Raw genomic sequence first — 14,912 nt, 5'->3', positions numbered from 1 at the left:
ATTCTGCATAAATCCGCCGTCGGAGGCGGAACATAGCTGATTTATTCCGGTTGTCAACTGCCATTTTTCGGCGTTACCATGCTGCGTTAAGTAACGGTTACTAAAGGCATTACTGGAACTGAAAGTGCACGACAAACAAGCGATGAAACTCTGCCTAATTTAGGGAGAGGCAGCTGCCAAAGTGCAGACAGCTAGAATTATATAGTTGCCGGCCTATTAATCAGGCCTGAGGAAAACAAAATGGAAACTGGATAGAAAACCCAGGAGCCAGATAGACAAAGGCCCAAGTGTGACCTTGGGCCTCTGAGGATAAGTCAGCTTTCGACTCCTGACGAATCCATTGTCCATTCACTAGCGTAGGGCGTCAAGCCCTGCACGGCTCCTCTCATCCCGAGAAAAGTAAATTGCGCGTGGGTGTAGCCCTTGGCGTGCCAACGCGTTATTGGACTGCATATTCATCCGATACAGGTGGACTGTTATACGTTGCCTGCTAAGGATTGAATGGACGATGGATAAAATTAGTGGATCTTAAAAAATCGTTGTTTCGCATTATGGCTCGACAAGGCCGCTTCAAGTGGGGAGATAGCTATGTAGCAGGAATTTACGCAGTTCCTGGTGAAGCCCCCAAGGGCTCTCGTATTTGCCGCCTTAACAGCAGGAAGCTTGGCCGAGCACTGCATCTTCTTTCTACACCTGAAAGGATCTTCGCCCAACTGGCTCTTTATAATCCCGACGTATTTGAGTTGCACGAGCAGAAAATGCTCAGCCCTATTCCACACGTTCATCCACTTCAAGGGCACCCCTTAGCTGCAGGACTGGAACTTCTGCCAGTGAAGGGAACCTCATTAGTAGCTGAGGAAGTCGGGCTTAAACACGCGACTGTAGTCGTGACCTACGGTGATGGTGAACGCCAGAGGGTTCCCCATCCCTACCTGGGCGATCTGCTTCTCTATATCCAACCGCAAAGCTCAGTTCCCTACGCTGTGAACTGGACAGTGAAGTTGAGTGCGATGGATTTTGATGAGGTCGCTCGGGGAAGCTTGAAGAGCTTGGCGAAACAGAAAGAAGACCGCGAGAAAGCTCGCTCGCGGCATGCCTTGGAAGAGGCGTACTACCATAGTGCAGGTATCAGGACTGTGAGGGTTTCTAGGGACCTGCTGGACCCAGTTTTGGTGGCCAACATGGATCTTTTATATGGCTATCATGATCGCGAAATCAGCCTCGAATCTAATCTTCTCGAGGACTTCTCGCACGACGTCGGTGACTGTGTCGCTCATGGGAGGCCAGTAGCGTCTGTTGCCTTAGCGTACGGACAGCGGTGGGGCCGGCGCGATCTGTTTTTGACGAAGATCTACAAAGACATATGGGAGCGTAAGCTACAGGTCAGTTTGTTTGACCCGATTCTTATCGATCATCCATTGGTGACGGATGCGCCGGATGTTCTGCAAGTCTATGGCTCACTTTTTGCCGGACTGCCCGAATGATAACTGGCTCCAAGCTGAAAGCACCTGAGGGATTTAGAGGGCTGACGAAGGATGTCGAATACTATTTTCTTGCAAGTGACGGCAAGGCGAATAGGGCGCGCCTTGTATTTTTTGATGAAAAAGGCACCACTGCGAGTTTGCTAACGTTTTCCCGGCCTGAATTTGATCTGGCGTTGACCAATGGTGATCTTTTGGAATGTGGCAGTGACGCCACACCTCCCTGGTTGCAGGCCATCAGGGGTATTTCAGTGGATCAATTGGAAAAGGATCGGGTAAGGCCAACGAAAAGCTACGATGAAATGGTAAACAAGCGTTACCTCGCCATAGCGGATTTGGTAGACGATGCTGAGGAGATCCTCTCCAGCGACAATCCCGAGTCGATCATCAATGCCTATGCCGCCAACCAGTCTCCCTCTCAGAACGCCGCCCGGTTGAGGTTTTGGTTTTTTACCTATCTGGTATTCGGCCGCTCGAAGTGGGCGCTTATGCCTAAGTTCGACCGTTGTGGGACAGGCAAGAGGGAACAGGCCGCAGACGGGCAAATGTTGGGACGGCCGCCTAGGTCGGGACGCAAATCCCGATTCCCCGCTACGCCCGAAATGCAGGCTTCTATTATCAATGGGTTCATCAATTACAATGATAAAACAAAATCTGACGCTGAGATTTTTGGTGCCGTGCTAGTAGGTGAGTTCGGTTGTATTCCTCTAACAACTTCAGAGGGAAGTAAGAAGTTCTATCATCCTGAAGGGAAGCCATTTCCCACAAAAGGACAGTATGACTACTATCTTGGTCAGGTGATAAGCACCAAGGCGTATAGGAAAGCACGCAGAGGTCCCAGCGGTGCTCGAGCAAAGTCTGGCATAGTTGGAAGCTTCGCTCACGATCTGGTCAATGTTAACCAACTTGTTGAGTTCGATGGTTATAACCCCAAAGGAAAGATATCTGGTTTGCTCGAAGGATCCGCTATGGATTCGGCTTGTATAGTTCGAGGGGTGTGTGGCCAGTCTGGAGCCGTCATTGCCTTGGGGTTTTCCGAAAACAAAGAGAGCATGGAAGCTTACCGTATGGCTTTGTTTTCGACGGCTGTAGGCAAGGTCAAATATGCCTCGTTATTCGGATTGACGCTCAGAGAAGGTCAGTGGCCCACTTTCGGACTGCCACAAAACATCGTCTTCGATCGTGGACCTGGCTCTACCATGGGCGTACCGACTCGTTCCGAAGCGGTCGCTCGTGACGAAATGATGAGTTGGTTATCCAGGCTTGAGCTAACTCCTACCCACTCGGGTCAGTCGAAAGCGACGGTTGAGTCGTCACATCCTCGGACCAAGTCTAATAATGATCAGCCAACACATTTTCATAGCTCGCTAAACTTCGTGGAGATGTGCAAGCGGCATATTCTGCAAGCTATTTACGATAATGACGCTTCTGATGCTGAGGGGAGGATGACGCCTGAGATGTTGGAGGTGGGCTTCAGTCCGACCCCACATAATATTTACAAGTTCTATAGTAATCTTGGTTACGATGCGGGAACGGAGGTTAGTTTTGACTACGCCGTACGAGAGTTCCTGACTCCTCATCCGGCGCAAATCAAAAGGAGTGGAGTTTATTTTTATGGCCGTAAGTACAACTCTTCAAAGCTGATTGATACCGAAGTTTTTGACAGGATTGCGCTCAATGGCCAGATACTTGTCACAGCTTATGTGATGACCATGTGTGTCAGACATATCTGGATCGAGTTAGAGGGTGTCTTGTACGAACTCGATTTTGTAAAGCCAGCGAGCGTCCATCCCAGCAGTGTCGACATTTCGCTCTCGGATCTTCAAGTGCTCAATGAGAATCGGCTGCGCGGAAAGGCGCAGCTTCGTGAAGAACAGCCCGCGATACTCCAGGATCGCAATGCCCAGTTTCTTCACGCAACAAGCAAAGCCTGGGACAGTGGTACTCGCAAGCTGGGGCGTCCTGCAAAGGGCGGAGCGGCCGAGCGTGATGCCACCGACCAGAAGCGGTTGATGGGGAAAGGCCATGACTAACATCTTTTCCACGCGCTTTGACGGACCGGACACGCCGGCTGATATCCGGCGGTTGGTTACAGTGCATCCTGACCCGGTGACCGGTCTTGAGGAGTTGAGCCCCGCATTGGCAGCTGAGCGTCTGTCAGAGGTCTTGAAGACGATTTTCCTTCCCAACCAGTTTTCTTTGGACTTCATCAAAGACAGTGTTGATCGTGCGCGCAGCTTTTCCGCCGATAATTTCTCCACCGATCGGCAATATCAGCAGCGGCTGTATAACCCCCCCGAGGATGAGGCGTTTCCTATATGCCTCACCGGCCTTGCTGGCGTTGGGAAGAGCCAAACTATCAGTGCGCTGATGAAAGTGATGCCTGGAGGTGCACCTTATACATCCGCCCATTTCCATGAACCACACATCCTAACCTCGCACTGGTACGCCAGCGCAAGGGGGAAGGCTGGCGGCAGGCAGTTGCTGGAAGACTTCCTAGGCGGTGACGCGACAGGAGTTAGAGCGAATACATCAAAGCTGCTCACGGAGTGCCGGCGTAGAATCAATCGTGATGGTGTATCACTAATGATGCTCGAAGAGATGCAGCATCAGAGCACCGGTCAAGGCGTAGCCCGGGTCACGGATATTCTCCTCACAGTGGCCGGGCTTGGGATTCCAATGATCTATGTGGCCAACTACAGCCTGGGTCACAAATTGCTGACAAGGAACAGTGAGGACAAGCAACGGCTTCTTTCCGAACCTCGCGTAATGCTGCCGGATCATCCTGACTCGAAGGCTTGGGAGGAATACGTTCGTGAATGTATCCGAGTGAGTGGACAGCGTGTATCTGCAGATCCAGCCGCCCTCATGCATGAGCTGTATCGGTGTACGTTCGGTATAAAGCGTTTGACGGTGCATCTGATCAAAACGGCTTATCTTGAAGCACGCGCAGACCGTCGCCATACGTTCGGTATTGAGGACATCACCAAGGCATACCTCTCCGCCTCCTACTCCAGCAGCAGACGCGACGTCGAAGATCTATTCCTCCTCAACCTTCAGAAATGTAAACCCGGATTCAGGCCCGACCTTCGTTGTCCGTTCCCCGTGCCGGTCCAATCGAACGTCTTGACCTTCACTAAGCAAGATCGTGCCGCACGGGTCAGCGAGAAGGTTTTCGTCGCAGCGTTGACGGCCGAGGAGCGCAAGAACTTCGAGCAGATCTATCCGCTAGGTTCAGCTTCCAATCCTTCTTTGAAGCCCGAGCGTGAGAAGAAACCGGCTTTACCCAAGCAGACTCGGGAGGGCTTGGAGGATGCGTACAGCCGACTGCTATTCGAGTCTAAGGGATCGCCTAAGCCTCGAGGGCCTGCAAAGTAAGCGCTATGAAAGCACTCGCACATCTGCTGAGCTGCTGCCAGCTTTATCTCAAGGGTATCGCCTGCAATAGCGCAGGCAACACCTGCGCTGCCGAGCCCATTAGCATCAATTCGTATGGGACCCTCAGGCAAACGTCTGCGATGATGACGTGGATACCGGCCGCTGACACGGACGTCCGCGGCATGGTCGCGCTGGTCCTCAGGCCAACTCAACAAGTGAAAGGAGTATGGCTTTGCCAAAAAATCTGAGCGTTCGCTACGTTGATGCGCTTCGTCAGTTGCCCCAGTTTCAGTGCAATGTCGCCAGTAGGGGTCCGCTGGTGCACGTACTAACGGGAGCGCGCGTATCCCCCTTAGGCAACCTTGCTGATGAAGAGGATACGGCCGGGATAATTGAAATCGAGTTTTCCAGTGGGCACAAAATCCAGGCTCACGGGCGTGCCTATTTTCAAATGGCCTTAAAGGAGGCTGCTGAAATCGAGATATGCATATCTCCATCCGATTTCGATATTCGGGATGGTCAACTGACAATGGTTCAAAGGCGTGCGGTGGATCTGGACGAGCACCTGCGGCGTAAACACTCCTTGGACAATTGACCATGTGCCCAAATCTTTCTGAAGAAGAAATGCGTCGAGCCTTGTTTGGACCTGCCGGAGCGGTTTCATCGCCGGCTCCTGAGGAACAGGACGAGACCCTTGCCTCAGCTCCATCGCCTCGCAAGCCGGTAACAAAACGTAAAGCGTCAGGATCGGCTGGCCCCAAAGTGGTGGTCACCTTGCGCGTTGGTAATGAATTTGAAGGGAAGACAGAGCTGTTCATCCATGAGGCGCACACCTTGAGCACGCTCCAAGCCGAGCTAGATGCAACGAAAACCGCTCGCAAGAAATTCAGATACATAGAGCTGGTGTCGGTTAAACCCGCGAGATAACAAGATCCTCGACGGATTCATATGAACAGTTCCCCCGACATCGCGGGATGTATCTATGATGGGTTAAGGCAAATGGCCATTCCGATGCGTTCCTGGGAGCCAGGGGAGGCGCTATAAACGGGTTTCGCCGTTACTCATATATGACGTTCAGAAGGATGCTGGCCGGTGAAAATCAGAAAGATCGTGATCAAGAACTTTCGTGGAGTGAAAACGCTTGATTGGAACGTGCCAGCTGCTGACATTTTTTGTCTCATAGGGAAAGGAGACTCCTCCAAGTCCACAATTTTGGAAGCCATCCGTTACACATTCCATCCCCAGTGGAATCTGGCCCTGAGCGACTCAGATTTTTACCAGTGCAAAATCGCTGATCCCATCATCATTGAGATCACGATTGGGCATTTAGCCGCAGACTTCTCCGCACTTAATAAGTATGGGCTGTACCTTCGGGGCTGGGATGCGGTAGCTCAGAAGCTGCTTGATGAGCCAGATGATCATCTGGAAAGCGTATTGACCGCCCGGCTAACCGTTGAGAAGGACTTGGAGCCGAAATGGGCAGTGGTGTGCGATCGCAACCCGGACGGGGTGCCCTTTAAACAGGCAGACAGAAACAAGGTCGGGGTTGGCCTCATCGGCGTATTCAGCGAACGAGAGCTTTCCTGGGCAAACGGAACTGCTCTTGCCAAGCTTACTGCGGCGCAGAGCTTGAGCGAGCTATTGGCCAATGCATCGAGGACCGCCAGGAGTTCGCTCGATGTCGACCGGGCTGTCACCCTGACAAACTTCGACACTGCAGCAACCAAATCGCAAGAGATTGCGAAGATCCTAGGTGTCCCTGTACTTGATGCCTATAAGGCCCATCTCGACTTGGCGTCCATCAACCTGAAAGTCGGCGGTCTTTCCCTGCATGACGGCGAAATCCCGTTGCGCCAGTTAGGTCTGGGATCTCGTCGCATGCTTCAGTGTGGAATCCAGAAAGCGGGTCTGGAGGAAGGCCATATCACCTTGTTCGATGAGTTGGAGTTCGGCCTCGAGCCCCATCGCATTACGCGTCTCATCAAGCACATAAGAGAGGACAAACGCGGGCAGTATTTCCTAACCACTCATTCGCCCATGGTGCTCCGCGAACTCACGGTGCAGGACCTTCATATCGTTCACAGCAAGGGCGGGGTCGTGACGATCGTCTCCGCTGCCGAGAAGGGCCTCGAAGAACATGAGGTTCAGGGGAAGATTCGCTCAAGCGCTGAAGCGTTTCTGGCCAAAAAGGTCGTCGTATGTGAGGGCGCTACCGAGGTGGGCTTCCTCAGGGGCTTTGACGATCACCAGCTCGAGAATGGGAAAGATCCATTGTCGTATCACGGTGTGGCGTTGTTGGACGCCAAAGGGGCCAGTAAAGTTAAGGACATGGCCATTGCCTTCAAAAAGCTTGGCTATGACGTGTCGGTGCTAGCTGATGGTGATGCCGAGAAACAGTTCTCAACCGCTGATGCTGCTGGTCTTGTGGCGATGGGAATCCCGACCTACGTCTGGAGCGACAAATTTTCGCTTGAGGAACGGGCGTTTGTGGATCTGCCCTGGGCTTACGTACTTGCTAGTTTGACGCTTGCCCAGGTCGAACTCTTCTACCCGTTATACGATCAAGTGCGGTCGAAGTATCAGGACGTGTTGGACCCAGACATCCGCGAGTGGCCGGATAGTCCCAAGTTACGAACTGCTATCGGTGCTGCAGCAAAGAGCGCGGGGTGGTTCAAGGACACCACTAGAGGCGACCTTTGGTTCAAGGTTGTGGGTGGAGCTTTCAATGATCCCGTGTTCGGGAGAACAAATCTCGCCGTAAAGATGGGAAAGCTTTGGGAGTGGGCGGAGCGTGTCTGAAGACCTCGCAATCAAGCTCAACGACTGTACCTCTAAGGGCTATGTAATCGCGCCAGCGGGGTTTGGAAAGACTCATCTCATCGCAATGGCGGTGCGAGCGTCCAGTGGCCGGCAGCTTATCCTGACGCACACTTTTGCCGGCGTGAATTCAATCAAAACCAAAATGGCGAGCTTGAGCGTTCGTGCTTCCCAGTACCAGGTCGATACGATCGCTAGCTGGGCACTTCGACTCTGTCTAGCGTACCCGAAGGCATCGGGGTGGAAAATTGAAAACCCGACTAGCAAGCAGTGGAGTAAGTTGTACGAGTGCTGCTCCCGTTTGCTGGGGAAGAGGTTCATTCGTAAGGCCGTGTCGTCCAGCTACATAGGTCTCTACGTCGACGAGTACCAGGACTGCTCAGACGTACAACATGATCTCGTCTGCAACCTGGCAGAATTTCTTCCAAGCCGACTGTTGGGAGACCCCCTCCAATCCATATTTGATTTTGACGATGGCAAGCCCGTTGATTGGGAAGTCAGCGTTTACCCCAAATTTGATTGCTTGGGACAGCTGGAGGTCCCTTGGCGGTGGGTCAAGGCGAAGAGTCCGGAACTTGGCGAATGGCTCAAAAATGTGAGGCGGAAGATCGAGCTAGGCCAAAAGATTGATCTGTCAGCCCATCTGCCACCGAGCGTAATTCGTGCATACACCCAGCCCGACTATCTCGCAGCTAAACAGTACTCAGCGCTCTGTGGGCTGTTGAACCATAATGAGAGCGTCATCGCCCTGCACGGTGGCGATCAGCAGTCCAAGAACAAAACGCATCTCTTGGCGAAAACCATGGCCGGACGTTTTTCCTCAATCGAGGAAATCGAAGGTAAAGATCTGCATTCGTTTATCAAAAAGCTTGTTGCCGTCAAGACTGTTCAGGCGGGGTTTCTCCTTGTAGTGAAATTTGCGATGAAATGTCTCACTGGTGTACCCAGTGCGTTGACGGCCGGAACCAGACGAGGCGAAGTAACCAAGCTGCGCAGGACCACTAAATACCCTTTGGTCCTTCAAGCTGCAAATGACTATCTGACTGACCCGTCCAGCAGCCATCTTAAGGCCTTCTTCGAAACATTGAAGAGCAACCCCGAAACATCAGCCTATCGCCGTGACTTACTCTATCGTTTCTTAAACGTGCTCAAGATTCATATTGATGGTCAAGCCACGACGCTCGTTGAGGCTGGCATTCTTTATCAGCGTGAGATGAGGCATTCGGGCCGACCGATCAACCACCGCAAGCTGATTGGTACTACGTTGCTGGTTAAAGGCCTTGAGTATGACCACGCCGTCATTCTTGATGCCGACTCGCTTGATGCGAAGGATTTGTACGTCGCGATGACCCGAGGAGCGAAATCTCTCACCATCATCGGGACAGTTCGACACTTGCCGGCATAAGGTATGGCTAAGGGCAATCCGGTAGTTGTTGAGGGAATCGAAAAGGGGCCAACCAAGCCACGCTTGGTTGGAGGTGCATTCGTGAGTTTCGTGGGCCAGCCCTCATCGGTTCGATCAGGGCCAGTTTCGCGTCATATGGCGTGGGCGTAGCACGAGACGGCTACCCACGACCTACCCCTTACGACAGTGAACTATACTCTCGCCAGTAATGCGAAATAACCTCCTGCCTTTTATATGTCCTTTTTCAATACCAAGACACATAGAAAAAGCGTCGCCTTAATAATGTGGTTCACATTATGAACCTCTCTGAATAGGAGCAGTGACTTTCTAATGAAACTCATGAATTGGATTTCATAGCACTTCTCCCGGCTCATGCCTTCCTTGCTCGGATAATACGTGATGCGTTGACTTGATTCCTTGTAGTCATACTTGTAGTGAGCGATCGCATTCCTAAGTTTGTTATCGATGGCATCAAGGTCTATTGCATAAAATGATTTGTCTATAAAATCGATTTTGTTGCCCAGGTCGACGTTGGCAAAGGCGTCAAGGCTTTCCAGCCCGGGCCTAGTACCCTTTTTGGTTTGCTTTAAAGATGGTTCGAACTGGTTGCAGTCACCACGTTTCAGTAGATTGTTAATACCAGCAATAAGTGTTATTTGACGTGAGAATACTTCAGCAAGGTCTTTGTAAAAGTTATTGCAAGTTTCAAAGTCTGCAGTCGACATCCTGGCTGGAATATCACCCAACTCTTCTGTATCTGCGTAGTCATAGAAGAGGGCGGGCCGAAACGCGAGGTCCATCGAAACTAATTTTGGATATAAAGACAGGCAATCGTTGTGTAAATTCTTAAGGAAGCCATTGCTCAAAATACTGTCGATGAACTCAATGGTTTTGTCGCGGTGATTGTCAAGTAGCCAGTAATAAATTTTAGGAGCCACATCACTGATCTCAGCGTTATGCTCATGTATTGTAAATGGCGAGGACATTATTGAAGTCGCAGAATACAGTGCTGCCAAAACATCTTGCTTATTTCTGGATGTTAAAGTTACTCCTGGAATCCTTGCACAAACTTTTTCAAAATTATCAAGATCACCTCTTTTGTACTGGGTAATGAGGCTGAACAGATCTCGTTGAACTGGATGGAGGTAATTCAGCATATGCAGTCGCTGATTAAGATGTGAGTACGCTCCCATACCGAGCTCTTGAGTCACACGAAGAAACGTAGTCATCCCCATCTTGTACTTCCCAACATAGACAGGAAAATCTAGGTGGAGGTCTACGAAAGGCTTTTCACCCTTGAATGGAGCCTCAAAACCCTCGACCTTCTCAGCCCCCTGCAGTTCGGCGTCAGCTTGCCCGAATACAAATGAAATCCTTTCCTCACATTTGGGGCAGGCGAACTGGAAGGGTTGGACGTCACGATTTGACATCCCTATCCGACAGTCGATTTCAGTCCCGCAGGTGATACACCTAAAACACTCACAAAGATTCATCTTGGCTCCCTATTATTCCCAAGACATGCCTCATTCCTAACTGGCGCATTCAGCCGGAGGTTAAAGGCCATGCCAGTGCCCAGCAGCTGAGCCTTGCTTATGAAAGTAGCTGCTCACTTTGCTTTGGAGTCATATAGGTGTGCTGCTGCGTCCAGTCAATGCTGGAAGGCGATCTACCAGCGCGCAGTGGGTATAGCCAAGACGCCTGACTGCAATGCTTGAGATCAAGGTAGTAGTTGGGGTGGTGGTCCCACATCGCAGATTCGTCAATCGGCGCCGTGCAGTTGTATTCGCTGAATTGCAAGTTTTTACTCTCATTGAGAAATTTGACGAAACCTTCTAGGCAACTATGGCCACCACCACCCATATGGCCATTGAGATAAAAGCGACCGCTATACCCCGCGGCAATGCTTAGTTTGTCGTCCTTGCATCTGAACATCAGCAAGGTACCGTCATGTCGGCCTGGATTACCTTCGGCATCCTCAGAGATGCAGAGCCGGACCAGCTTGATACTGATACCGGTGCCTCTGATAGCTGGCTCGAAAAACTCGCGATAGTCACCGCCAATTTCTGGGTAAGGGAACATAGAGCTAGAGCCGTTGATAAGCCACTCCAGGTTGCACCCATAGCGGTCGGCAATACGTATGGCCAGATCAAATGGCAACGCTTCACGACCGTCGACGCAGTTCATCAGCGTTGCCGGCGACGGTTCCCCCAAGGCCAAGGCCAAGTGAGGCAAATCGCTGCGCTCGCCCCAAGAAAAAACGTTGTCTTCGCGCAAGCGCGCAAATAGCGCTAGCAAGCGCTGGCCTGTAGAGCGCTGCCAGGATTCACACAAGGACGCCGCCTCAGGTTTGGGTGCTTTGAGAGATTCAAGGTAGCGCGCCAAACCAAACCGGGTTTCCCCCTCTAGCGAGCGTTCATGCCTGGCAGCTGACTGGAGCAGCAGTTGGTGCAAGTTATCAGGAAAGTCGCGAACGCTTAATCTGGCCATGGACGATACTCGCTGTCATTTTGAGGGCATTTTGCAGGCGTGGCGGCATAATAGCGACAAAATGACAGCAAGTGCTACCTATTACGGTTTGATCTGGATAATCACCTTACTAAGTCGATAATTGCATGGACTTGACCACTCATTTGCATTGCCACTGACCAGCCATTTGCATCCGTGCTGACGAACCGTTTGCTTTCGACTGGACCAGCACACGCCGTTGTGACGATCGGCAGAGAGCGGCCAGAAGCTGACCTTCAGACCAGGGAACATAAACTCGCTCCCGATTCTCGAGGCCATTGCAGCGAGTTCGAATAGGCCATATCCTCACGACGGTTTTGAAAGCTCCTGCCTCCCCTATCGCACATACGTGCACGGTAAATGCTTTCTCCTCCTCCGCTTGCGGAGGCGCGACAAATTCATGCATGGCCCTACATCAGCTTGATCTAGTGTCTGTAACCGGGGGAACCAGATGCACATGGATCGCTAATCTGGTGCCTCGTATGTCGATACCCGCGCTCTCCTCGCACGATGTAAAACTGCTATCGCAGATTCTTCACTCCACATCCAAATCTCTCGGCTGCGTCAGCAAGCTCGCCTCTCAGCGAGAAATGCTCAGCCAACTTCTCGGTTTCCATGATTGGAATGGGGCATGCGCAATGCTGCCTGCGCACCCACACGAGACTACGCATGTTGCTTTTGCCTTACTTGAGATACCGTCAGTAGTACCGAAGTCGTTCTTGAGCGTCGGCAGCGACGCGCCATGGCGCTTGCCCGAGAAGATTCGCGATTACCTGATCAACCAATCCTTCAATCCGACAAGCCTCACCGTCTCACACTACTCAAGACCTGATCCGGTAGGGTATGTGAAACCACGACACTGGTCTTACCTGTTCGCTCCGTTCCCCGGCCGTCTCCTGGAGCAGAAAGTGGCATTTGCTCCTCACGAGCCCGACTACGGCAACGGCAATCACACTCCTACCGTGATGACTTTTGCCAACGCTCAGGGCCAAGGTGCATTCACGGTCACTGTCTGGTCAATTACCCTTCACCCAGCCTCCCTACAGGCCACGAACTTCACCGGAGCGGTATCGATGCCGCTCTACAACACCTTCATTGAATCCATAACTGGCCGCACACCCGAACTGCGCCAGGCCTTCTGCCTGGTAAACAGCAGACAAAACGGCTTTGCATACGCAATCGCCAAGTGCGATGAAAGAGGCCACGAGCTAAGTGTCGTCGAACATATTCCGCACATGAATGGTGCCGAGGCCTGGGCAATGCTCGCACCGCACAACAAGGCGCTTGGCCTATCCCTACTGGATGTTGCCGATATCACAAGCGCGTGCATTGATGCGGACAGTGACTAGGTCGTGAATCTCCAAGCGGGCCCAGGCAATGGCAACCATCAACAATCGGCCATGTTCTGTAAGTCCGCTTCTGGTCGATTGCTATTTTTCGCGAATGACTGCAATGGGTTGTGGATTTCGTTCAGTCTTGAGAGTCAGGAATTGGCCGTTTTCTGACTGTGGCGACCAACTGAAAGCGACCAAAAGCCGACATTGGCGAAATCCCGGACTCAGCTCACATCGGTGGCCGCCGCGTTTCAAATAGCAGCCACCTCACACATCAAGAATATCCGTCAGTTATTCAAGAATTTGACCACCAGAGGATTCAATTCAGCGGAGCATTCCTCCGGCAACCACCCCCGGTGTCAGGATAGTTGTCGCCTCTCCGGTTTTTCCTAAAAAAGTATATCGGGGGCGGAAAGAGACTGGTCGTGCCGTACTATTCACCTGAACGCAGAGCCGCATTACTCAAGATGCTGCTTCACCCGCTGAACCTGTCGATGGCCGAGGTTTCCCGGCGCGAAGGGGTCAGCGAAATGTCTTTGTCCAACTGGCGCAAACAGCTCAGTTCTGAAGGAAGTGCAGTGTCCGAAAACAAGCCGTTGACCGAGAACTGGTCAGCCGAAACCAAGTTTGCTGTCGTGCTTGAAGCCGCCGGTTTGTCCGAGATCGACCTGGGTGAATACTGCCGCCGCAAAGGCCTTTACCCCGAGCAAATCACGGCCTGGCGACAAGCCTTCATCACCGGCCAGAAATCGGAAAAGGCCCTGCAAAAAGAAGAACGAGACCAGGCGCGCAAAGACAAGAAACGCATCCAGGAACTTGAGCGCGAACTGCGCCGCAAAGACAAGGCGCTCGCTGAAACAGCCGCGTTATTGGTGCTGCGAAAAAAGCTCAACGACTACTGGGGAACGACCGACGACGAGGCCAACTAACGTCTCTGCCAGAGCGGCAGTTACTCGTGGCCTGGCTGGGCGAAGCGGTCGCGGCGGGAGCCAGAAAAATCAGGGCCTGTCGGGAAGTTGGTCTGTCGCTGCGCACCTTGCAACGGTGGACTCAAACAGACGCTATCCAGACCGACGCCCGTACGACGGTCACACGGCCAACGCCACGAAATGCGCTGACCGAGGCAGAGCGACAGGCCATTGTGACGCTGTGTAACAGCCCGCAGTATGCCCACTTGCCGCCAAGCCAGATCGTGCCGCGACTGGCCGACCAAGCCTGTTATCTGGCGTCGGAGTCGACGTTTTATCGCGTCTTGCGCGCAGCGGGCCAGCAGCAACATCGAGGCCGTAGCCTGCGGCCCAGAAGACACGCAGCACCGACAACACACGCAGCCAACGCACCCAATCAGGTGTGGTCGTGGGACATCACGTATCTGCCGTCGCCGGTACGCGGCAAGTATTACTACCTCTATCTGATCGAGGATATTTACAGCCGCAAGGCCGTGGGCTGGGAGGTCTACGACGTGGAGAGCGGCGAGAAAGCCGCCGCACTGCTGCAACGCAGCGTGATAGGCGAGCAGTGTTTACGCGAACCGCTGGTGCTGCACTCGGACAACGGTGCACCGATGAAGTCGGTGACACTGCTGAGCAAAATGTACGACCTGGGCATCACCCGTCACGTGGCCGACCGCGTGTCAGCAACGACAATCCGTACTCGGAGTCGCTGTTTAGAACCCTGAAATACTGCCCGCAATGGCCGCAGGATGGTTTTGCCAGTTTGGATGCTGCTCGGGCTTGGGTGAGGGGTTTTATGCGCTGGTACAACAACGAGCACCGACATAGCCGCATCCGGTTCGTCACACCGGCTGAGCGGCATCGAGGACTGGATCATCAGGTCTTGGCCCAGCGACATGAGCTGTACGAACGAGCGAAGGAAAACAAACCGGAGCGTTGGTCAGGTCGGACGCGTAACTGGAAGCCGATTGGCACCGTGCTGCTGAATCCGGATCGAGAGCAACAGGTCGAGAAAAGAGCAGCATAGTTAGACGGTGAC

At 52.5% G+C, this 14,912-nt stretch carries 10 protein-coding genes and 2 pseudogenes; 9 read left to right on the top strand and 3 right to left on the bottom strand.

Annotated elements, in window-relative coordinates; translation table 11 throughout:
• Positions 1-521: 521 nt before the first annotated feature.
• The 3 genes from OYW20_RS01140 to OYW20_RS01130 are packed head-to-tail and all read left to right on the top strand — an operon-like array spanning position 522 to position 4,859.
• Complete coding sequence (locus tag OYW20_RS01140; RefSeq protein WP_268798910.1) at positions 522-1,484, top strand: PDDEXK family nuclease; 963 nt, start codon at positions 522-524, stop codon at positions 1,482-1,484.
• Positions 1,481-3,514: a transposase gene (locus OYW20_RS01135; RefSeq protein WP_268798909.1), complete on the top strand. Its 2,034-nt coding sequence runs from the start codon at positions 1,481-1,483 to the stop codon at positions 3,512-3,514. Before OYW20_RS01140 ends, OYW20_RS01135 begins: the two co-directional genes overlap by 4 nt.
• Positions 3,507-4,859, top strand: a complete 1,353-nt coding sequence (locus OYW20_RS01130; protein WP_268798908.1) for a transposase — start codon at positions 3,507-3,509, stop codon at positions 4,857-4,859. Before OYW20_RS01135 ends, OYW20_RS01130 begins: the two co-directional genes overlap by 8 nt.
• Positions 4,860-4,902: 43 nt before the next feature.
• Here the strand turns inward: OYW20_RS01130 and OYW20_RS26055 are convergent.
• Positions 4,903-5,022 (bottom strand): annotated as a pseudogene (locus OYW20_RS26055) (NAD-dependent deacylase); the annotation flags it as partial.
• A gap of 69 nt (positions 5,023-5,091) precedes the next feature.
• Here OYW20_RS26055 and OYW20_RS01125 point away from each other — a divergent pair.
• The 4 genes from OYW20_RS01125 to OYW20_RS01110 all read left to right on the top strand — a co-directional run bounded on the left by OYW20_RS01125 (position 5,092) and on the right by OYW20_RS01110 (position 9,081).
• On the top strand, positions 5,092-5,454 hold the full coding sequence (locus tag OYW20_RS01125; protein WP_268798907.1) for a hypothetical protein: 363 nt from the start codon (positions 5,092-5,094) through the stop codon (positions 5,452-5,454).
• A gap of 2 nt (positions 5,455-5,456) precedes the next feature.
• The gene (locus OYW20_RS01120) at positions 5,457-5,786 is read left to right on the top strand and encodes a hypothetical protein (RefSeq protein WP_268798906.1); all 330 of its coding nucleotides are present in this window, start codon (positions 5,457-5,459) and stop codon (positions 5,784-5,786) included.
• A 165-nt stretch (positions 5,787-5,951) separates the two neighbouring features.
• Positions 5,952-7,658 (top strand): ATP-dependent nuclease, encoded by a 1,707-nt coding sequence (locus OYW20_RS01115; protein ID WP_268798905.1) that lies wholly within the window; start codon positions 5,952-5,954, stop codon positions 7,656-7,658.
• Positions 7,651-9,081, top strand: a complete 1,431-nt coding sequence (locus tag OYW20_RS01110) for a UvrD-helicase domain-containing protein (protein ID WP_268798904.1) — start codon at positions 7,651-7,653, stop codon at positions 9,079-9,081. Before OYW20_RS01115 ends, OYW20_RS01110 begins: the two co-directional genes overlap by 8 nt.
• Before the next feature lie 230 nt (positions 9,082-9,311).
• Here the strand turns inward: OYW20_RS01110 and OYW20_RS01105 are convergent, their stop codons facing one another.
• Together OYW20_RS01105 and OYW20_RS01100 are read right to left on the bottom strand one after the other, a co-directional pair.
• Entirely contained in the window at positions 9,312-10,511 is a 1,200-nt protein-coding gene (locus tag OYW20_RS01105) for a hypothetical protein (RefSeq protein ID WP_268798903.1), read from the bottom strand.
• Positions 10,512-10,671: 160 nt separating this feature from the next.
• The gene (locus OYW20_RS01100) at positions 10,672-11,568 is read right to left on the bottom strand and encodes a FitA-like ribbon-helix-helix domain-containing protein (RefSeq protein ID WP_268798902.1); all 897 of its coding nucleotides are present in this window, start codon (positions 11,566-11,568) and stop codon (positions 10,672-10,674) included.
• 500 nt (positions 11,569-12,068) lie between these two features.
• Between OYW20_RS01100 and OYW20_RS01095 the strand changes: the two genes are divergently transcribed.
• Together OYW20_RS01095 and OYW20_RS01090 are read left to right on the top strand one after the other, a co-directional pair.
• Complete coding sequence (locus OYW20_RS01095; RefSeq protein WP_268798901.1) at positions 12,069-12,935, top strand: hypothetical protein; 867 nt, start codon at positions 12,069-12,071, stop codon at positions 12,933-12,935.
• Positions 12,936-13,345: 410 nt separating this feature from the next.
• A pseudogene (locus tag OYW20_RS01090) lies at positions 13,346-14,900 on the top strand (IS3 family transposase).
• The last annotated feature ends 12 nt before the right edge of the window (positions 14,901-14,912 follow it).

Source organism: Pseudomonas sp. BSw22131 (assembly GCF_026810445.1).
In the GTDB taxonomy this organism is placed as follows: domain Bacteria; phylum Pseudomonadota; class Gammaproteobacteria; order Pseudomonadales; family Pseudomonadaceae; genus Aquipseudomonas; species Aquipseudomonas huanghezhanensis.
This window is presented reverse-complemented; position numbering and strand designations above follow the sequence as displayed.